Source organism: Bacteroides sp. DH3716P, from assembly GCF_025914115.1.
GTDB classification, from domain to species: domain Bacteria; phylum Bacteroidota; class Bacteroidia; order Bacteroidales; family Bacteroidaceae; genus Bacteroides; species Bacteroides ovatus.
Genome location: NZ_CP083673.1, coordinates 3605347 through 3625779, shown reverse-complemented (window position 1 = coordinate 3625779; position 20433 = coordinate 3605347). Strand labels below are relative to the sequence as shown.

The following is a 20433-nucleotide window of genomic DNA, read 5'->3' as shown; positions in this document are numbered from 1 at the left end:
ATGAAGAAAGCGATCATCCCCATTCCATATTGCCACACTTGCCAGTAGATAAATGAAAGTATAGCCAGGACCAGGAGAAAGGCAATAGCAATCAATCGTTCCCTGATGGTCCATCGATGGATACGGTTCACGCGGCTGATTACTTCTACCAAAGGCATCTCGTCTATTTGTGTCCGTTGGAGGAAACGGGTGGTGACGATATCCCAGCAAAGGGCAGGAATCCATGCGAAAATGATAATGATATAGATCGGGTTCAATCTGTTGTGCAACAGTACCTCCGCTAAAAATAAGATCAGTATCGGCAGAGAAATCAGAATAAGCTTGATGTTCAGTCTGGCAATGGCATGGATACCTTTGTCCGCATGCCTTATCAGCTTTTCAAGCTCTTCTTCTTTGATGAACTCTTTGTCTTTCAAGTGTTCATCCAGGGCATTCCAAGATTTTTTAAGTTCTTCCAGTTCCATATATCTTATTCCTCCTTTTTCATTCTTTTAAGTTTGTCTTTGATGCGACTTAGTTTGGTCGCTACATTGGTAACCGTCAGTCCGGTGATTTCTGCTATTTCCTCGTAACTTTTGTCTTCGAGATAAAGCAGGATAATTGATTTGTCGAGTTGTCCCAGTTGGTTAATCATCTGATAAAGCTGTTTCAACATTTCGTTGATCGGGTCGTGTGCTTCTATGGCCCAGTCGGTATCTCTGGTGAGGCTGACTATTTCCGGCACATTCTTTTCTTTACGATAGAAGCTGATACAGGTGTTGAGGGCAATACGGTAAATCCAGGTGGAAACCTTACATTCTTTTCTGAATTTGGGATAGGCTTTCCAAAGGTTCAATACCACATCCTGATACAGATCATTGAGAGGAGCATTGGGATTGGCATACAGATAGCATACCTTGTAGATCACCCGTTCATATTCGCGGATCACCGACAAAAACTCTTGTTCAATAGGGGCGCTAACCTCTGCTGTTTGTTCTCTCATGGAATCTATGATTACTTTTCTGGTTAGTTAGTCGTGAGAAAAGGAGAAAAATCACAGGGGAATAAGGACTATTGGAGATTAGCTGCCAGAAACTTACACATTTCTTCGATACTTTTTCCCCGACGGCGGGCATAATCTTCCAATTGGTCTTCTCCAATCTTTCCGACGGAGAAGTATTCGGAAGCCGGGTGTGAGAACATAAGCCCGCAAACAGAAGCGTGCGGGTACATAGCTCCGTTTTCGGTCAGCGAAATGCCTATCTGCTTCATGTCCAACAGTTCATCCAGCAGGAAGTTGACAGATTGATCCGGTAAAGACGGGTAGCCGACAGCAGGACGAATGCCCTGATACTTTTCGACCAGTAAGTCCGCTATGCCTAAATTCTCGTCTTTGGCATATCCCCACGCTTCTTTGCGCACATATTCATGCATCTTTTCTGTTGCTGCTTCTGCCAGTCGGTCGGAGAGGGTTTGGACAAGCAGGTGTTTATAAGGGTCCTGTTCGTACAATCCTTCCATGTCCGCATCAATGGAAGAGGCAAAAGCACCGATGGTATCCGGGATGCCGGAAGAGATCGGGCGGATAAAGTCACTTAGACAAAGAAAAGGACTACCGTCTCTTTTCGGCGTTTGCTGGCGCAGTAAAGGAAAAGTGATGAACCGGTCTTTTTCTTTCTCAATAATCAGGTTATCCCCGTCAGAGTTTGCCTTGCAAAGCTTGAAGATGGTCTTTACTTCATAATCCCGGTCAAGCAGATCGAGCATCCGGTTGGCCTCTTTGAATAGCTGCATTGCTTCGGAAGCTTTATTACGTTCTTCTTCCGGGAAAGTTGTCAGCCACGAAGCACGGCAGGCATCACATCCGTGAATGTTGGCGATGGCTGCAAAACGTGGCTGGAACCCCCATGCATGGAAAAAGTAAATCCAGTTGATGTAGGGAGTGACTGTATGTATTTTATAAGATAAAATGGTACTCATAGGCTTGTTGAAGGCGAGCTGCTGTTTATCTGAATCTTAATTCCTGTCCGCGATAAGTCTCGTCTATTTCTCCGTTGTTATATAACAGATGTCCGTTTACAAATGTTTTCTCTACTTTCCAGTCGAATGTGTGTCCCTCTAATGGGCTCCATTTACATTTGCTTAGAATACAATCGGTTGTTACAGTCCATTCGCTTCCGGGACGGACTAATACCAGGTCAGCCTGATAGCCTTTGCGAATGAATCCTCTGTTTTGTATCTCATACATCTGCGCAGGAGCATGAGCCATCTTTTCTACTACTTTTTCGATAGTAAACACTCCTTTTTCTGTCAACTCCAACATGCTGACGAGTGAGAACTGAATCATCGGCATTCCGGACATTGCTTTTAAGGCACCGCCTTCTTTTTCGCTAAGTAAATGTGGGGCATGATCTGTGGCAATAGCATCAATCAAACCGCTATTGACAGCCTCTCGCAAAGCTTTCCGGTCTTGCGCTGTCTTAATGGCAGGGTTGCATTTGATGCGGGCACCCAGTGTCTGGTAGTCCTCTTCCGTAAAGAGCAGATGAGAAACACAGGCTTCTGCCGTGATCTTTTTTTGTACCAAAGGTACATTAGAAAACAGGCTCAACTCTTTAGCTGTGGAAATATGCATGATGTGCAGGCGGGCGTTTGTCTCACGTGCCAACTGCACTGCCAGTTCGGATGAACGATAGCAAGCTTCTTCCGAACGAAGGAGCGGATGAAGAGCCAAAGGTACGTCGTCTCCGTATTCTTTCTTATATTTATCCGTGTTTTCTTTGATAATTCCCTGATCTTCGCAATGAGCAGCGATGAGCAGATCGGTTCCACCGAATATATTACGCAGACTGGCCATCCGGTCTACCAGCATATTGCCGGTGCTTGAACCCATAAATAACTTCACTCCACAAACCCGGTGTTTATCCAGTTGTGCAAACTGGGTATAGTTATTATTCGTTGCTCCGAAATAGCAGGAATAGTTGACTGCTGACTTTTCACCCAACAGAACAAATTTTTCCTCCAAAGCCTCCAATGTGGTAGTTTGCGGATTGGTATTGGGCATATCCATGATAGAGGTGACACCTCCTGCTGCCGCAGCACGACTTTCTGTGGTGATATCTGCCTTATGAGTCAGTCCGGGATCGCGGAAATGCACATGTTCGTCGATGGCACCCGGCAAAAGATAACACCCGGTTGCGTCTATTATCTCGTCGCAGGGGGCAGTTGCGTTTTCTCCGCCAACCAATATTTCGGCTATCTTTTCATTCTCGATTACTACTGAACCCAGAACTTTTCTTCCTTCGTTGACAACAACGGCGTTTTGAATCAGTGTACGTTTCATTTCTTTTGTGGGAATTTATGGAACCAACTATTTACTTTTAATTTTATCACACCAAATATGGCTTCTCCAAAGATGCTGCTATTCATTTTAGAAGTCCCTAATTCACGATTAATGAAGATAACGGGAACCTCGATAATTTTGAAACCACACTTGTAAGCAGTGAATTTCATTTCAATCTGAAAGGCATATCCTTTGAAGCGAATATGATCTAAATCGATTGTTTCCAACACCTGGCGGCGGTAGCAAACAAATCCGGCAGTGGTGTCATGTACAGGTATTCCGGTGATAAACCGCACATATTTAGAGGCAAAGTATGACATCAATACCCGTCCCATCGGCCAATTCACTACATTCACTCCGCTGACATAACGGGAACCGATGGATACATCTCCTCCTTGTTCCGAACAAGCCTGATACAAACGGGGTAAATCATTCGGATTATGACTGAAGTCTGCATCCATTTCAAAAATATACTCGTATGCGTGTTCCAGTGCCCATTTAAATCCAGTAATGTAGGCAGTACCCAGTCCCAGTTTTCCTTTACGTTCTATCATGAAAAGCTGTTCGGGAAATTCTTGTTGCAGTTTTCTTACGATGGCTGCCGTTCCGTCCGGAGAGCCGTCTTCTATGACCAGAATATGGAATACTTGGGGAAGGCCGAAAACGGCACGGATGATATTTTCTATGTTCTCCCGTTCATTATAGGTGGGGATAATTACAATGCTATCCGATGTCTGCATATAGATACTATAAAATTTAGAAACAAAAGTAGTTCTTTTTCCTTTAGTTATAGCTGAACTAAGGAAAATTTAACGTGTTTCATGCCCCATGCGGAATAAGACGGCAGATACCTTATTATAATACTTCTGTTCTTTGGGTGCATACTCCCAATCTTTTTTGTAATTTTGCGGGGAAATTTTATAGGTATGACAATAACTGAGTTGCAACAACAATATGCTGCCCATCCCAATATGGCAGTAATGAAGCGCTTGTTGAAGGACACTTCCGTTCAGACTGTTTTTTGCGGAGGACTGTGTGCATCCGCCGCTTCTCTTTTTTCTTCTGTACTGGTGCAAGAGGGTGGTTGCCCGTTTGTATTTATTTTAGGTGATCTTGAAGAAGCCGGATATTTCTATCACGACTTGACGCAGATATTGGGTACGGAAAGAGTATTGTTCTTTCCATCTTCATTCCGTCGCTCCATCAAGTATGGACAAAAAGATGCGGCCAATGAGATTTTGCGTACAGAAGTACTTAGCCGCTTGCAAAAGGGGGAAGAGGGATTATGTATCGTTACGTACCCGGATGCATTGGCGGAGAAAGTGGTGTCGCGCAAGGAATTGAGTAATAAAACGCTGAAGCTGAATGTAGGAGAGAAAGTGGATACCACTTTCATCACCGATGTGTTGCATAGTTATGGTTTTGAATATGTAGACTACGTATATGAGCCGGGACAATATGCTGTTCGCGGTAGTATTATCGACGTTTTCTCTTTTGCTTCGGAATATCCTTATCGCATCGATTTCTTTGGTGATGAAGTGGAAAGTGTTCGTACCTTTGAAGTGGAGTCTCAATTATCCCGTGAGAAGAAAGATGGAGTGTCTATCGTTCCCGATTTGGCGGTGACAGGAGATGTAACGACTTCTTTTCTGGATTTTATCCCGAAAGAGACTACCTTGGCGATGCGCGATTTTCTTTGGTTGCGCGAGCGAATCCAGGTGGTACACGATGAGGCGCTGACTCCACAGGCAATAGCCGTTCAGGAGGCCGAAGAGAATGGTGGCATTACATTGGAAGGGAAATTGATAGACGGCAGCGAGTTTACTGTACGGGCACTCGATTTCCGCCGGTTGGAATTTGGTAATAAACCGACCGGAACGCCCAATGCCAGCGTTACTTTCAATACATCTGCCCAGCCTATCTTTCATAAGAATTTCGATCTGGTAGCTTCTTCTTTTAAGGATTATCTGGAAAAAGGCTATTCGCTTTATATCTGCAGTGACAGCATGAAGCAAACAGATCGTATCAAAGCTATTTTTGAAGATCGGGGTGATAAGATTAATTTTACTCCCGTAGAACGTACCATTCACGAAGGTTTTGTAGATAACACACTGCGGCTCTGTATCTTCACAGACCATCAGTTGTTTGATCGTTTTCATAAATATAATCTGAAAAGTGATAAAGCCCGTTCGGGAAAAGTGGCACTATCCTTGAAAGAACTGAATCAGTTCACTCCGGGAGACTATGTGGTGCATACGGATCATGGTATCGGACGTTTTTCCGGCTTGGTACGTATTCCGAATGGTGACACTACGCAAGAGGTTTTGAAACTGGTGTTTCAAAATGAAGATGTGGTGTTCGTCTCTATTCATTCCCTGCATAAGGTTTCCAAATATAAAGGTAAAGAAGGAGAGGCTCCCCGGCTTAACAAATTAGGTACAGGTGCATGGGAGAAACTGAAAGAACGTACGAAGAGTAAAATCAAGGACATTGCCCGCGATTTGATAAAATTGTATTCGCAGCGTCGTCAGGAAAAAGGTTTCTCTTACAGTCCCGATAGTTTCTTGCAGCGTGAGCTGGAAGCATCCTTTATTTATGAAGATACACCGGATCAGAGTAAGGCGACGATTGATGTCAAGGCAGATATGGAAAGTGACCGCCCGATGGACCGTCTAGTCTGTGGCGATGTAGGATTTGGAAAAACAGAAGTTGCGATTCGTGCGGCTTTCAAAGCTGTTGCCGATAATAAACAAGTAGCCGTTCTGGTTCCGACAACAGTACTTGCTTACCAGCATTTTCAGACTTTCCGTGAACGTCTGAAAGGCTTGCCGTGTCGGGTGGAATATTTAAGCCGCGCACGTACTGCCGCACAGACCAAAGCTGTATTGAAGGGATTGAAAGATGGAGATGTCGGTATTCTGATAGGTACCCACCGTATCTTGGGAAAAGATGTCCAGTTTAAAGACTTGGGATTGTTGATTGTGGACGAAGAACAGAAATTCGGTGTCTCTGTCAAAGAAAAGCTGCGCCAGTTGAAAGTGAATGTGGATACACTGACTATGACTGCTACTCCAATTCCCCGTACCCTTCAATTTTCATTGATGGGTGCACGCGACTTGAGTGTGATTTCTACTCCGCCACCCAACCGCTATCCGATTCAGACCGAAGTGCATACTTTTAATGAAGAAGTGATAACGGATGCCATCAATTTTGAGATGAGCCGCAACGGTCAAGTCTTCTTTGTCAATAACCGGATTGCGAACTTGCCGGAATTGAAAGCGATGATCGAACGTCATATCCCGGATTGCCGTGTAGCGATTGGACATGGACAGATGGAACCGACAGAGCTGGAGAAGATTATTCTGGATTTTGTCAACTACGACTATGATGTACTCTTGGCAACTACAATCATCGAAAGTGGTATTGATATTCCGAATGCCAACACTATCATTATCAATCAGGCGCAAAACTTTGGATTGAGTGATCTCCATCAGATGCGTGGACGGGTAGGACGTAGTAATAAAAAAGCTTTTTGTTATCTGCTGGCTCCTCCGTTAGGTAGTTTGACAGCCGAAGGAAGGCGACGTCTTCAAGCAATTGAAAACTTTAGTGATTTGGGAAGTGGCATTCATATCGCCATGCAGGATTTGGATATTCGTGGAGCCGGAAATCTGCTTGGAGCCGAACAAAGCGGATTTGTTGCCGATTTGGGATATGAGACATATCAGAAAATTCTTACTGAAGCTGTCCATGAGTTAAAGACAGACGAGTTTGCAGAACTGTATGCGGATGAAATCAAGGGCGAAGGACAAATTAGTGGAGAAGAGTTTGTAGACGAGTGTCAGGTAGAAAGCGACCTCGAACTATTGTTGCCTGCCAACTACGTAACAGGCAGCAGCGAACGTATGTTGCTCTATCGCGAACTGGATGGACTGACATTGGACAAAGATGTGGAAGCTTTCCGTGCTCGTCTGGAAGACCGCTTCGGACCGGTTCCCCGGGAAACGGAAGAACTACTCCGTATTGTGCCTCTACGCCGTCTTGCAGCCCGTTTGGGTGCAGAGAAAATCTTCCTGAAAGGTGGGCGGATGACCTTGTTTTTTGTTTCCAATCCGGATAGTCCGTTCTATCAAAGTAAGGCTTTTGGTAAAGTGATAGACTATATGATGAAATATACTCGTCGTTGTGATTTGCGTGAACAGAACGGCAGACGGAGTATGCTGATTAAGGATGTTACTAATGTGGAAACGGCGGTCAGTGTGTTGCAGGAGATTGTGGCTTTGCCGGTAAAGGAAGCATAAATGAGTTGAAGATGCTATCATTGGCAACAACTCATTACTATGTAGCTTTTATTTCTTTCTCTTACCTATATTATTTTTTCGATTGACTAATGAGTTTTCGTTTGACAGTTGTTGAACTATCGTTTGACTATTGTCAAACGAAAACTTACTAGGTAATCAAATACATATCAATTGGAGAGCGCTAACTTAAAAGTAGCCAATAAGATCACAAGTTATAATTGATTCATAATCATGCCTTATGCTTGATTTATAATTTATTTCATTCTATCTTTTTCCTTTCCCTCTTTCCATGTCCTTTCTTTTTCCGTATAACTTGTCTATCAAATCTGAACGTCCGATACGTCTCAACTCATTGATGATGTTTTTTCGTTCTTCCGGTTTGTACCAGAAAAAGAATTGGCGTTGTGCAAGTTTCTCCCGTTGGGTTTTGGCACTGAATATCGGTTCTAGCGTGTATGGATGGAATCCGCTATACCAGGCTTCGGTAGCCACTGTCATCGGAGTAGGAGTGAAGTCCTGCACTTGTTCCAGGTGGAAGTCCAGACGTTTGGTGATAACGGCAAGTTCCGCCATGTCTTCTTCATTGCATCCGGGATGCGAAGAGATAAAATACGGAATCAGTTGTTGACGCAGATTTTCTTCCCGGTTAATGCGGTCGAATATCTTTTTGAATGTTTCAAATTGCTCAAAAGAAGGTTTGCGCATTATAGATAATACCCGGTCACTGGTATGCTCCGGAGCCACTTTTAACCGGCCACTCACATGATTGACTATCAATTCACGGGTATATTCGGCAGTGCTACGGTTGGTAGTTTCATCTTTGCTTTGATGAAGTAACAGGTCATAGCGTACACCGCTACCGATAAACGATTTTTTGATTCCGGACAAGGCATCTACTGCACGGTAAATATCCAGTAGGGGACGATGATCTGTATTTAGATTCGGGCAAACTTTCGGGTGAATACATGACGGTCGTTTGCACTTCTTGCAAATAGCTTCATCTTTCCCTTTCATCTGATACATATTAGCGGAAGGACCGCCCAAATCACTTAAATATCCTTTGAAATCGGGTAATTGAATAACCTCTTTTACCTCTTTCAGTATAGACTCTTTGCTTCGACTGACAATAAACTTTCCCTGATGGGCGGAAATGGTACAGAATGCACAACCACCAAAACATCCCCGATGAATGTTGATGGAAAATTTAATCATATCGTATGCCGGAATCCGTTTTCCTTTATATTTGGGGTGAGGCAGACGGGTATATGGTAAATCAAACGAATGATCGAGGTCTTTCTGGCTCATCGGAGGATAGGGAGGATTGACTACGACTATCTTATTCCCTACTGCTTGTGTGATTCGTGAAGCCGAATATTTGTTGGATTCTTCTTCGATATGTCGGAAGTTACTAGCCTGTTTCTTTTTATCTGCCAAACATTCTTCGTGTGAATAAAGTTGAAGGTCATCTTCGGCAGATGTCCATTCTGTTGCACGACAAAGATAGGCTGTCTGGGGCACAGATCCGATAATTGTTCTAAATTTGCTACTTGTCAGTACAGGTTCTTCAGTGGTGAGCAGGCTTTTCATATTTTTCACCAGGTCTGCAAGAGGCTTTTCTCCCATTCCGTAGATGAGCAGATCTGCTCCGCTGTCGCACAAAATACTCTTTTGTACTTTGTCCTGCCAATAATCGTAATGACTCAATCGCCTTAAACTAGCTTCGATTCCTCCAATGACTACCGGAACATCCGGAAAAAGTTTCTTTAGTATCTGGCTGTAAACTGTAGAAGGATAGTCCGGGCGCATATCCGGTCGGCCGTCCGGAGTATAAGCATCTTCACTGCGTAGGCGTTTGTTGGCGGTATATTTATTAACCATTGAGTCCATGCATCCGCCGGAGATACCGAAGAATAGCCGTGGACGTCCCAACTTCTTGAAGTCGCGCAGGTCGTCACGCCAGTTAGGTTGGGGAACGATGGCTATTTTCAAACCTTCCGCTTCGAGAATGCGTCCGATAACGGCAGCACCAAAAGAAGGATGATCCACATAAGCATCAGCACTGAATAGAACGACATCCAATTCATTCCATCCGCGAAGTTCAACTTCTTTTTTGGTAGTGGGTAACCAGTCGGTCAATCGATATTCTTTCATGCTGCAAAGATACGGATAATAAAAAACATCCCAATGATTTTTTTATTCATTGAGATGTTTAACTTCAATCATCAGGATGTTTTCTTCCAATCATTGGAGTGTTTTCTTAAAACTTCCCGTTGATTGTGAACTGTAATGTCATTTGTTCTCCGTCATAGATTTCACGGAAGCCGATACCTTGCTCGGACAGATATTCCTTTAGATCCTGAAACGCATCAGCATGGTTCATGATAATCTCTATTGTTTCACCCGGAGAGGCAGTGCACATCGCTTTTATTGCAGGAATCAGCGGACTGTATGCTGTTATTCCGCAGGTATCTACCGTAATCATTATTCCTCCTCTTCTTCCGCTTCCGGACTGGAGAGCCAGGTAAGATAAAGCTTGATGAGCTGTTGCAAGCCGAATGCCTTCATATTATTGTGATAAATCACGTCAATACAAAGGTCCAGCAAGTCTTTACTGTCTTCCTCCTGACTGGCGATAAGGGAGCGGATATTTAGTTTCAACTTATCCAGAACTGCTTCATCTACAATACCGGTACTGTCGATAAGATGACGGAACAGGGCATATTTTTCAATCGTTCTCAAGTTTTCATTAGATACTTCTATGCTGCGTGTACCGCTGGGATTTGCTTGTATAGTATACATTGTTTTTTAGTTTTAAAGGTTATTATAGTAGCAAAGATAGAATTTAAAATGAGAAACGGATTAAAAAAAAGGATATTTTTTATTTTTGAGTAAAGAATCCCAAGATGCCTGCCATAATGGTTGCCCGATCCGCTTCCGACTGGATGCTTTCAAAAGGAAAGCCCAATACAAAAGTGCGGTAGTTCCCTTTGTAGGCAATACCTGCACTCTGATTGCCGGGTGCATACGTAAATACGGGGAAGGCAGTATCTACGGGAACAATACAATCGGCAGCAGGTACAGCATAACTGCTTTCATTAGGCAGACGTGGGATTGTAATAGTACGGCCCAATCCTTTAATCTGATTCGAACTCTTATCCGTCAGGCTACCTTGATAACCATATTTCAGTATTTTCTCCGTAAACTCCCGGTTTCCTTGTGTTCCACTCATATCACTTCCTACATAAGCACCACTGACAAACAGGTTACCTCCCGCTTGGCAATAACTGGTCATAATCCGTTGCATAGCCGAAGAGAATGTCTTGTAATATGCTTTACTTGCAGGATCTTCTTTTTCCAGTCCCAAAATATAATCTACTACTGGATAATCTTCTAATGTAACCAATCCGTTCTCTACTGCTTCGTCGCTGCATGATACGAAACTATATTTTCCGGCTGCCTGAATTGCTTTTCCGTGAATAAAAGGATAGTCGAACGTGTTTCCTGCAATTTTCATTCCTTCTAATTCGTTTCCGCTATGTCCCAGACTTCCTTTTCCTTCTTTACCGGCTTGTGTACGGTCGAAGCCGGTTTGTGCTCCGCAAAATGAAATATTCGATATATACGGAACGCCGGGATCTTGCATTAGATCGAATCCAGCTTTATCAGAAGTGTTAACGACCGCCGGACCGCTGATTCTGTCAAAGCCATTGATGATGATTACTTTTCCCTGTTCACGTTTGGCTTTATAGACAGAAAGGATTTCAGAAGGAAAACTTTCCCCACCCCGGTTTACAGCAGTTACTTTGAATGAATAAACAAGTCCCGGTTCTATCTTAACGGTGTGGGACGTTTTGCTGACTAAAGTGCCATTGTCAAAACCTCCATAACCGATGCGGGTATATACAATGTATTCCCGTGGTCGTGCAGTCGGTTCTTGCGGATCGTCTTCGCCTTTCCATGAAAGTTCTAATGTATTCTTTTTCTTTCCAAATTGAATGGCGAAATTGCTCACAGGCAGAGGCTGAACAATGTATTCTTTATCGTGCTGGTTGGTAATGAACTGCAAAATACCTTTGTAAATGGCACGCCCCACTGTAAACTTGAAGTTCGGATCATGTCCTAACTGCATATCTGCGAAGTTCTGGTGGGAGAGTAATTCAATAATCGTGGAAGGTGTAGCCGGAAGACGTGTTTCGCTATAATTCCGGTTCCACATGCTGCGGCGTGTCCACGGCAAGCTGTAGCTTGAATAAATATCTTTCTGAATCTGTGTCAGCAGAATGTCTGCCAGATCACGTGAGGCATACCGGTCTGTTCCTGCATTCAGTTTGCCATTATTGAAATCGGTGGTGTAAATGCCGAGTGATCCGATCAGTTCGTCTGTTTTGCTGCATCCGGCGTCACTGTGTAATGCCATCGTCATTTCCAAAGGTATGCCCAGACCCGACTGTTGTGGGTTATAGACGGAACTGCCCGATAAATAATTGATAACGTTAGAGCGTGTGTTAATATCGTCTGTATAGTCGTTTTCACCTTTTCGTCCGGCATATACTTCGTATGGCATTCCCGCCCATTGAGCAGAATAGCGTGCTCCTTCCAAGTAACGCGGTAGCCCACTGATTCTTCCTCCGCGGGCAATGTTTCCCATTCCTCCTCCAAAACGTACTGCATCGGCACATACAACTCCATGTTCGCTGCTCTCGTTACTAAGAACCACCATACCGTAGTCATTGTTCCCTTTGTCGAATTCAAAAGTGCCGAGATAAACCCATGTGCCTCCACCTATCTTTTGGTTTACTTTGAATTCGGTAACTCCACCGTTATGAAATACCAGATATTTGGCGTCGCTTACACTGTTGGGTAATGTCTGGTAGGAAACATAAACAGCATACTTGCCTGTTGCCGGCAGAGTAGGCACCCATTCGGCAAATACCTGGTCTTTATTCTTCTTTTTCTTTCTCTCTGTCGGAATAAAACGACAGGTTCCGTCAGTGAAAGGATTTTCTCCATCTTTATAGATTGTTTTCTTCTGAGCAAATCCTTTTACCGGAGCATTTGCCCAATTAATCTTTTTACCCCCCATTTCCAAATAAAGGGAAGCATTGGGGGTATCATTATCTACAATGATTTCATTCTTTTGTGTATCTCGTTCGCGGGGAGTATAGACAATCGCTCCTGCATTTTCCAGCATTGGAATTACATAAGGAAGGACAAAAGATTGAGTGAACATGTCTTCTGTGGTGCAGAATAATCGGGGACGTTGCCATCCCCATTCGTTTTTATCATTTTTGAAATAGTTGCCGTGGCTTTGCCAGATTGCAATGTGGCGGTCTTGTAGTCCGCGTGAGATTTCATTAGGACGTGAAGTGTTTTTCACCCAGGGAGCTCCTTTATAATCTACATTTAAGGATAACCGCTCCTTATCCTTTTTCTTATTCCGGTAGAAATTAGGTACCAAATCTTCAATGGGTTTCCCATCCGCATAAATGGTGAGTTGGTAATAATGAACGGGACCCGGAAGCAATTCTTTAACTTGATTATAAATGTTTTCTACAGTTTCCGGACGGAAAGGCTGGTAGGCGAAACTCTCCGATGCATAGATTGCAATCGTCTTACGGTCGTAATTAATATCGAAGCTATTCAGTTTAGGAGTGCTGATTTTGGCTGTTGCGGTATATTGGTTGAAGTAATCCGTCAGCCGCTCTTTTACATTTCTTTCAATATCCTGCGCAAAAAGAAAAGTTGCACAGAATGTAAGGCCTAGAAAAAATACTATTATTTTCTTCATACTTGTTGCTTTTTTGCTAAATGCAGATTATCACGGATTATCGCAGATTGTTTTATTCTATTTTTCTTTGCGAAAATCTGCGTTAATCCGCGTTTAATTCTCCCCGCAAAAATAAACAAAAAAGAGCGAGAAGTATCGAAACTTCCCACTCTTCTTTCATTGTTTTATATTCTCTTAATTAAGAATGATTACTCTTATAATGGAACATATTCTACAAATGCTTCCATTGCTTCGTAAGAAGCCAATCCCAATTGATCGTACAAAGTAGCTGTACCACGGTTACGATCTTCGCTACGTTGCCAGAACAAACGTTCGTCGTTACCCAGGAACGGAGCACTTTCCATTTGCGACTGATGTTTCAGGATAGAGTTACGTTTTGCACGAAGTTCTTCCGGACTGATAGGCACTGCCATTTCAATATTCTCGATTTCCCATTCAGCCCACGCACCACGGTACATCCAGATACGACAGTCTTTTAGCCATTTGGCACCTTCTTCTTTTTCAAGATCGACAGCAGCAAATACAGCGTCTGTACATACACGGTGAGTTCCATGTGGGTCGGCTAAATCACCAGCAACAAAAATCTGGTGAGGTTTTATTTCACGGAGCAAGTTGCGTACAATTTCTACGTCTGCTTCACTGATTGGGTTTTTCTGAATCTTACCTGTTTCATAGAATGGCAGATCGAGGAAGTGGCAACGTTCCAGCGGTATATTATTATAAGTACAAGCTGTACGGGCTTCACCACGACGAATCAGACCTTTGATAGTCAGAATATCACGACTGTCCATATCACCGTCTTTCTTCTCCTTCAGGAAATTGCGTATTTCTATATATTTTTCATTGATAACCAAATCTTCGCTATTATTGAAGAGCTGATTGAATCCATTGATAAAATGCATGAAACGAACTACTTCTTCGTCACCTACGGCGATATTACCGGAAGTTTCGTAAGCTACGTGTACTTCGTGCTTTTGTTCTACCAAACGGCGAAGCGTACCACCCATTGAAATAACATCATCATCCGGATGCGGAGAGAAGATGACCACACGTTTCGGATACGGTTTTGCGCGTTCCGGACGATAGGTATCATCAGCATTAGGCTTACCGCCCGGCCATCCGGTAATGGTGTGCTGCAAATCATTGAAGATTTTGATATTTACATTGTACGCAGAACCGTAAAGTGCCAGAAGTTCACTCAAACCGTTTTCGTTATAGTCTTTATTTGTCAACTTCAAAATCGGTTTGCCGGTCAACTGACACAACCAAACGATTGCACTGCGGATTAATTTATCATTCCATTCGCAAGAAGTGACTAACCATGGACGTTGGATACGTGTCAGGTTCATAGCGGCTGAAAGATCAAGAGCTACATGTGCATTATTGTGAGTTTGCAGATAAGAAGCAGGAATTGTGTCAGTGATCGGACCTTCCACACACTCTTTAATCATAGCTGCTTTGTTTTCACCCCATGCAAGCAGATAAACTTTCTTTGCGCCAAGAATAGTAGCTACTCCCATTGTAATGGAGCTGATCGGCGTATTATCCAGCGTTCCGAAAATCTTGGATGCCTCGTTTCGTGATGCATTATCTAACAAAATCAGACGAGTGGTAGAATTCAGTCGGGAACCCGGTTCGTTGAACGCAATGTTACCTACACGACCAATCCCTAACAAAGCAATATCAATACCTCCGAAGCTTTCAATGCGTTGTTCATACAGACGGCAATATTCGAAGATGGTATCTTTGGCAATGCTTCCATCGGGAGTGAATATATTCTGCTTGTCAATGTCGATGTGATCCAGCAGCATACTCTTCAAAGCATTGAAGTTACTGTTGATTGCATCGGGAGACAACGGATAATACTCATACATATTAAATACGATCACATTGCGGAAGCTAAGTCCCTCTTCCTTATGCATACGGATAAGCTCGGTATATACGTGGCTGGGTGAATCTCCTCCGGGAAGAGCCAATACACAGAAACGTCCTGCCTTTTGTTTCTCGCGGATGGTTTGTGCTATTTCGCGCGCAATATAGTTAGCACCTTCTTCTACGGATTCGTAGATGTCCGTAGGGATTTTTTCGAGTCTTGTCAAGACTGATTTTTCAAATGCATTCTCCGGTCTGTAGTATCTGGGGGAGACCCGGTGGAGACTGATTTGAGAACTAAGATTTGTTTTCATAAAGTTGTTAATTAAGTTATGTAAGATTAGCGTCCTTACGACTGTATTTTCACGACAAAGATACAAAAGAAGTCTATATAATTAACTACCGAGTTCTAGGTATTGTTGCTGCAAGAATCTGTTTTTAACATTTGTTATTTTGCCAATGTTACAGATGGAATTCGTCTGCATCTTTCCATACCGGGAACTTCTCTCTGAATTGGTTGAGAGTGTTCAGATTAAGACTCACAGTAGCTATTCCTTCCTTTTCATCTGGAAATGAGCCGATTTCTTCTCCGAAAGCAGAATAAACTCTACTTCCTCCATTATATGTAAGCTGATATCCGTCTATACCCACCCTGTTGACACCGCATACATAGCATTGATTTTCCAAAGCACGCGCCCGGAGCAGAGTGTCCCAAACCAGACGGCGGGGGATAGGCCAGTTGGCTACATATATTAAAAGGTCGTACTCGTTGTTTACGTTCCGGCTCCATACAGGAAAACGGAGATCATAGCAAACCAACAGGCAGATATTCCATCCACGATAGGGGATGATAAGTCGTTTGTCACCGACCGAAAAATGTTCGGCTTCCCTTCCCATACGAAACAGGTGACGTTTGTCATAATAGAATTCTTCTCCTTCCGGTGTCAGGAAGAAGGCCCGATTATAGAACTGGTCGTTTTCAGTTGCTATATAACTTCCACAAATGGCTAGCTGAAATTGGGCAGCCCATTGTTTGAGTATTGTAATGGTTGCTCCGGAGTTCGGCTCTGCCAGCATTTTACTCTGCATGCTGAATCCGGTGGAAAACATCTCCGGTAAAACAACAATCTCCGTTATTCCACGAAGACTTTGCAGCTTTTCGTGGAGCAAACGGAGATTTTCTTGTTTATTTTCCCAAACAATATCGGTTTGTATGATAGAAATACGGATAGACTCCATGATAACTAAGTATTAAGTAATAAGTATTAAGTATTAAGTATTAAGCCGTGCGGATAAGTATATCAAAAGCTACGATTAATACTTAATACCTAATACTTAAATCATATTTCTCCAAGAGCAAAATTCTCCGGATGTTTTCCTTTGAAATCCTTGAAATAAAGTTTGATTTCTCTCATGTCCTTATTAATATCTCCTGACGGCATGATAGCTTTCGTTGCCGAAATCGTTTTCTTGCTGTAATCAATACCAATCAGGACGATAGGAACCTGTGCTTTCAAAGCTATAAAATAAAAACCTTTTTTCCAGTTTGGATTCGCTTTGCGGGTTCCTTCGGGAGTGATAGCCAAATTAAACTTTTTATATTTAGCAAAATTATGAACCATCTGATCTACTAGCGAAGTTTTTCGGCTACGGTTGACGGGAATTCCGCCAACTGCTTTGAAAAAAACTCCAAGTGGAAAGAAAAACCATTCTTTTTTCATCATGAAACTTGTCTTACGGCCTATAGCACCATAAAATAGTTTTCCAATAAATAAATCAAGGTTTGTTGTGTGTGGAGCGGCACATATCACGCATTTATCATAATTAGGCACCGTAACGTTTGTCTTCCATCCTAACAGGCGGTAATAGATAAAGCTATAAATTGCTTTTTTCATTCTGTTGTTAGTTCAATTTCCCTATAGCTTCAATAATCTCGTTTACCTTTGCATTAAAATCAGCACGGAATTTCTTATAAAAACCTTTCACGTTGCCCGGTTCTGTGTGGCTGATGCGAGTGACAAACTCATCCTGCATCTTCAGTACCTCTGCCATCAGTTCATCTGCTTTTACCTTGTCTGTGCCAGGGATAAACATACTGTTGATTAAACACTCGGTGAATAATTCTCCTGCGATATAGTTTACGTTCTTTTTGAGTTCTCTTCTACTTGCCATAATCTTTACATTTAATGGTGAATAATAAAAATACTTGCGGTAAAGATAGGCACTTTCTTTGATTCTAGCGAATAATATAGGGAAAAACATTATTCAGGCCTTCATCTTCTTAACTCTATCTCTTCATTTAAATAATTTCACAGGCTATTATTGATGGAATAACGGTTTGATTGTGATCCTGAATAGTATTTATATGATTTACTTGTTAATCTGCGTTTCAATAAATTCCTATTTAGTTCATTTCGGATCACTAATGAGTAATTTATTTAGTTCAACAGTTGATAGGGTAAGTCACTTACTTAACCAATGTTGGTTATGTATGAGCCAAATGTTATTTTTAGTGAAGCGGTAGCCCGAGAAATAATATAGAATTTACCTAACGGACAAACGTACGTTATCTACCGTGTGAATATCCGTTACCCACCGGACGAGCATCAACAACCTGCCGGACGAGAGTCGGTCATCTGCCGGACGAACAACTCATGAGGGACACGGGAATAGAAACGGCACCGACAAAGTGATCCGGACCGACAGCGGTAGCAACCAAAGCCATTTTCTCTGCCCTATATTATTGCTATTATTTATAACAGAAATAATACTTTTCTCTTCTCTACTTTACTCTACTGGTTTTCGTTGGCTTTTCCCCCTTTACTGGCAGGCGTTTCAGCGCTTTGTACAGCCCTCTTTGGATACCCTCGTTTTTGTATCGGTTTCACTTGTTTTCTCACCGAAGTACAAGAATAACTTTCACGTGAATGACGGTGTTTCTCTTATTTTTCTTTTTTATAATAGCTGCAATCATAAAGTAGGTTATTTTTGTTCTTTCTCTTAATTTATTGTATAATCTAAAATAACTAATGATGCAAAAAATTAATAAAAATGGATTTAGCCAATGTGCCGGAGCGTACATTGAGCGTTTGCGGAAAGAAGGGCGATATTCTACCGCTCATGTTTATAAGAATGCTCTTTTTTCTTTTAGTAAGTTTTGTGGAACATTGAACATATCGTTCAGGCAAGTCACGCGAGAATGTTTACGTTGCTATGGACAGCATCTTTACGAGTCCGGATTAAAGCTCAATACGATTTCTACTTATATGCGTATGCTTCGTAGTATCTACAATCGGGGAGTAGAAGCGGGAAGTGCCCCTTATGTTCCCCGGTTGTTTCATGATGTTTATACAGGCGTGGATATCCGGCAAAAGAAAGCATTGTCTGTGACCGAGTTACACAAACTTCTATATGAGGATCCGAAATCCGAACGTTTGCGTCGTACGCAGACGATTGCCGCTTTAATGTTTCAGTTTTGTGGAATGTCATTCGCAGATTTGGCGCATTTAGAGAAGTCGGCTTTAGACCGGAATGTGCTTCAATATAATCGTATCAAGACTAAAACACCAATGAGCCTGGAAATTCTCGAAAGTGCAAAGGAGATGATGAATCAGCTTCGAAGCAATAAACCTGCTCTTCCTGATTGTCCCGACTATTTATTCGATATTTTACATAGTGATAAGAAGCGAAAAGATGAAAAAGCATATAAGGAATATCAGTCTGCTCTTCGTAGATTTAATAATTGTTTGAAGGATTTGGCGAGAGCGTTGCGCTTAAATTCGCCTGTCACTTCATATACTTTCCGACATTCTTGGGCCACTACTGCCAAATACCGCGGAGTTTCTATTGAAATGATAAGTGAATCGTTGGGGCACAAATCTATTAAAACCACACAAATATATCTGAAAGGCTTTGGATTAAGAGAACGTACAGAAGTAAATAGAAAGAATTTATCTTACGTTAGAGATTGCAATGCAGGCAGGTGATATATAGACAAAACTTTAATAATCAGCATTTAAATGTATCTGTTACTTCTTAGGTAACGGAATCAAATATGACGCAAAGATAGACAAAAATATAAATAGCAAACAAATATTCTCCCATTTTTTTTCGTTTTATCTGATGCATACGGCAAAAAAAAATCCGAACATGAAATAATTATATCTTCATGCCCAATGATTTATATGTCCTGTTTTAAAAAGAATTTTCCCCTTCGCTAAAGGCAAAAGCTCTTCTCTCACTGTAATTGTCGATGTTTTTCTCTGTTCTCATTCCGGTTGGTCTCGATTGTGTGTTTACTGTTACCTAAGAAGTAACAGAATTATATAAGGTAAAAATAGTGGATTAATCAAAAAAGTTTTGAGAATATCTCTATTTAAAAGTATAACATACAAATAAAGATGAAACAAACTAAAGCGGCTTTTAGGAATAAGCCATTTATTTCGTTAAAAGGTAGTATTCTATTTCTGATACTCATTCCGATGAGCGGTCTGATTCATGCGCAATATTCCATGGGAACAACGGGGCAGTTGATGATACCTACCGCTGAAATGCAAGAGACCGGTACATTTACGGGAGGAGTCAATTTCTTACCAGAACAGGTTACTCCATCGGTTTTCAGTTTCCCTACCATGAACTATTTTGTAGATATGACTCTTTTCTCTTTTATCGAATTCACTTATCGGATGACATTACTCAAAATGACAACCGGCACAGGCAGAACGGGTTATCATAATCAGGACCGTTCTAATACGATTCGCATTCGTCCAATAAAAGAAAGCCGCTATTTTCCGGCTGTTGTGATTGGTGGAGATGATCTTTTGACTGAGAAGAAGACTCCATATTGGGGAGCTTATTATGGTGTGTTGACAAAGACTATCGGATTTCGTTCAGGAGATCAATTGGCTGTCACAGCCGGATGGTATATTCATCAAGGCGATTGCCGGGTATTTAATAAAGGACCTTTCGGAGGTGTCCGTTACACGCCTTCTTTTTGCAAAGAATTGAAATTGATGGTGGAATATGATACGCATGGATGGAATATGGGGGCTGCCATGCGCTTTTGGAAGCATTTGTCCGTCAATGTGTTTACTCGTGAATTTACGTGTGTTTCCGCTGGTCTGCGGTATGAATGTACATTAATACATTAA

Annotated in this window: 15 protein-coding genes and 1 pseudogene; 4 read left to right on the top strand and 12 right to left on the bottom strand. The window is 42.2% G+C overall.

Going from position 1 to position 20433, the window contains the following annotated elements; all coding sequences use genetic code 11:
• Positions 1 to 352: 352 nt before the first annotated feature.
• A pseudogene (locus tag KQP79_RS26025) lies at positions 353 to 397 on the top strand (hypothetical protein); the annotation flags it as partial.
• Between the two features lie 72 nt (positions 398 to 469).
• On the opposite strand, the gene KQP79_RS13515 reads toward KQP79_RS26025, so the two are convergent.
• The 4 genes from KQP79_RS13515 to KQP79_RS13500 form a co-directional block, all read right to left on the bottom strand.
• Positions 470 to 982 carry an RNA polymerase sigma factor gene (locus KQP79_RS13515; RefSeq protein WP_004297355.1) on the bottom strand — a complete coding sequence of 171 codons (513 nt, stop codon included), beginning with the start codon at positions 980 to 982 and terminating at the stop codon, positions 470 to 472.
• A 68-nt stretch (positions 983 to 1050) separates the two neighbouring features.
• Positions 1051 to 1959, bottom strand: coding sequence for a vitamin B12 dependent-methionine synthase activation domain-containing protein (locus tag KQP79_RS13510; protein ID WP_004297356.1), 909 nt, complete (start codon positions 1957 to 1959; stop codon positions 1051 to 1053).
• A gap of 25 nt (positions 1960 to 1984) precedes the next feature.
• Positions 1985 to 3322 (bottom strand): dihydroorotase, encoded by a 1338-nt coding sequence (locus KQP79_RS13505; RefSeq protein ID WP_004312024.1) that lies wholly within the window; start codon positions 3320 to 3322, stop codon positions 1985 to 1987.
• Complete coding sequence (locus KQP79_RS13500; protein WP_004306020.1) at positions 3319 to 4062, bottom strand: polyprenol monophosphomannose synthase; 744 nt, start codon at positions 4060 to 4062, stop codon at positions 3319 to 3321. The genes KQP79_RS13505 and KQP79_RS13500 overlap by 4 nt, the downstream gene beginning before the upstream one ends.
• Positions 4063 to 4248: 186 nt before the next feature.
• On the opposite strand from KQP79_RS13500, the gene mfd reads away from it, so the two are divergent.
• Positions 4249 to 7623, top strand: coding sequence for a transcription-repair coupling factor (gene mfd, locus KQP79_RS13495; protein WP_008774907.1), 3375 nt, complete (start codon positions 4249 to 4251; stop codon positions 7621 to 7623).
• Between the two features lie 264 nt (positions 7624 to 7887).
• On the opposite strand, the gene KQP79_RS13490 is transcribed toward mfd, so the two are convergent.
• The 8 genes from KQP79_RS13490 to KQP79_RS13455 all read right to left on the bottom strand — a co-directional run bounded on the left by KQP79_RS13490 (position 7888) and on the right by KQP79_RS13455 (position 17455).
• Entirely contained in the window at positions 7888 to 9774 is a 1887-nt protein-coding gene (locus KQP79_RS13490; RefSeq protein ID WP_004312022.1) for a YgiQ family radical SAM protein, read from the bottom strand.
• A gap of 106 nt (positions 9775 to 9880) precedes the next feature.
• Positions 9881 to 10105: a sulfurtransferase TusA family protein gene (locus tag KQP79_RS13485; RefSeq protein WP_004306023.1), complete on the bottom strand. Its 225-nt coding sequence runs from the start codon at positions 10103 to 10105 to the stop codon at positions 9881 to 9883.
• Complete coding sequence (locus KQP79_RS13480; protein ID WP_004297365.1) at positions 10105 to 10422, bottom strand: hypothetical protein; 318 nt, start codon at positions 10420 to 10422, stop codon at positions 10105 to 10107. The genes KQP79_RS13485 and KQP79_RS13480 overlap by 1 nt, the downstream gene beginning before the upstream one ends.
• A 79-nt stretch (positions 10423 to 10501) precedes the next feature.
• Positions 10502 to 13411 (bottom strand): xanthan lyase, encoded by a 2910-nt coding sequence (locus KQP79_RS13475; RefSeq protein WP_004312021.1) that lies wholly within the window; start codon positions 13409 to 13411, stop codon positions 10502 to 10504.
• A gap of 194 nt (positions 13412 to 13605) precedes the next feature.
• Positions 13606 to 15597 carry a glucosamine-6-phosphate deaminase gene (locus tag KQP79_RS13470; protein WP_004297369.1) on the bottom strand — a complete coding sequence of 664 codons (1992 nt, stop codon included), beginning with the start codon at positions 15595 to 15597 and terminating at the stop codon, positions 13606 to 13608.
• A 148-nt stretch (positions 15598 to 15745) separates the two neighbouring features.
• Complete coding sequence (locus tag KQP79_RS13465; protein ID WP_004297370.1) at positions 15746 to 16522, bottom strand: amidohydrolase; 777 nt, start codon at positions 16520 to 16522, stop codon at positions 15746 to 15748.
• Positions 16523 to 16623: 101 nt separating this feature from the next.
• Positions 16624 to 17178, bottom strand: a complete 555-nt coding sequence (locus KQP79_RS13460; protein ID WP_004297371.1) for a 1-acyl-sn-glycerol-3-phosphate acyltransferase — start codon at positions 17176 to 17178, stop codon at positions 16624 to 16626.
• A 7-nt stretch (positions 17179 to 17185) separates the two neighbouring features.
• On the bottom strand, positions 17186 to 17455 hold the full coding sequence (locus KQP79_RS13455) for a hypothetical protein (protein ID WP_004306027.1): 270 nt from the start codon (positions 17453 to 17455) through the stop codon (positions 17186 to 17188).
• Positions 17456 to 18315: 860 nt separating this feature from the next.
• On the opposite strand from KQP79_RS13455, the gene KQP79_RS13450 reads away from it, so the two are divergent.
• The gene (locus tag KQP79_RS13450) at positions 18316 to 19269 is read left to right on the top strand and encodes a tyrosine-type DNA invertase cluster 3b (protein ID WP_004312018.1); all 954 of its coding nucleotides are present in this window, start codon (positions 18316 to 18318) and stop codon (positions 19267 to 19269) included.
• A 414-nt stretch (positions 19270 to 19683) separates the two neighbouring features.
• Complete coding sequence (locus tag KQP79_RS13445; protein WP_004297375.1) at positions 19684 to 20433, top strand: YjbH domain-containing protein; 750 nt, start codon at positions 19684 to 19686, stop codon at positions 20431 to 20433.

What these genes read in the sequence shown, in the direction of transcription:
- KQP79_RS13490 (WP_004312022.1), bottom strand. Translation starts at nt 9,774, where the DNA reads ATGAAAGAATATCGATTGACCGACTGGTTACCCACTACCAAAAAAGAA.
- KQP79_RS13445 (WP_004297375.1), top strand. Translation starts at nt 19,684, where the DNA reads ATGAAACAAACTAAAGCGGCTTTTAGGAATAAGCCATTTATTTCGTTA.
- KQP79_RS13485 (WP_004306023.1), bottom strand. Translation starts at nt 10,105, where the DNA reads ATGATTACGGTAGATACCTGCGGAATAACAGCATACAGTCCGCTGATT.
- KQP79_RS13515 (WP_004297355.1), bottom strand. Translation starts at nt 982, where the DNA reads ATGAGAGAACAAACAGCAGAGGTTAGCGCCCCTATTGAACAAGAGTTT.
- KQP79_RS13450 (WP_004312018.1), top strand. Translation starts at nt 18,316, where the DNA reads ATGCAAAAAATTAATAAAAATGGATTTAGCCAATGTGCCGGAGCGTAC.
- mfd (WP_008774907.1), top strand. Translation starts at nt 4,249, where the DNA reads ATGACAATAACTGAGTTGCAACAACAATATGCTGCCCATCCCAATATG.
- KQP79_RS13500 (WP_004306020.1), bottom strand. Translation starts at nt 4,062, where the DNA reads ATGCAGACATCGGATAGCATTGTAATTATCCCCACCTATAATGAACGG.
- KQP79_RS13505 (WP_004312024.1), bottom strand. Translation starts at nt 3,322, where the DNA reads ATGAAACGTACACTGATTCAAAACGCCGTTGTTGTCAACGAAGGAAGA.
- KQP79_RS13460 (WP_004297371.1), bottom strand. Translation starts at nt 17,178, where the DNA reads ATGAAAAAAGCAATTTATAGCTTTATCTATTACCGCCTGTTAGGATGG.
- KQP79_RS13465 (WP_004297370.1), bottom strand. Translation starts at nt 16,522, where the DNA reads ATGGAGTCTATCCGTATTTCTATCATACAAACCGATATTGTTTGGGAA.
- KQP79_RS13510 (WP_004297356.1), bottom strand. Translation starts at nt 1,959, where the DNA reads ATGAGTACCATTTTATCTTATAAAATACATACAGTCACTCCCTACATC.
- KQP79_RS13470 (WP_004297369.1), bottom strand. Translation starts at nt 15,597, where the DNA reads ATGAAAACAAATCTTAGTTCTCAAATCAGTCTCCACCGGGTCTCCCCC.
- KQP79_RS13455 (WP_004306027.1), bottom strand. Translation starts at nt 17,455, where the DNA reads ATGGCAAGTAGAAGAGAACTCAAAAAGAACGTAAACTATATCGCAGGA.
- KQP79_RS13475 (WP_004312021.1), bottom strand. Translation starts at nt 13,411, where the DNA reads ATGAAGAAAATAATAGTATTTTTTCTAGGCCTTACATTCTGTGCAACT.
- KQP79_RS13480 (WP_004297365.1), bottom strand. Translation starts at nt 10,422, where the DNA reads ATGTATACTATACAAGCAAATCCCAGCGGTACACGCAGCATAGAAGTA.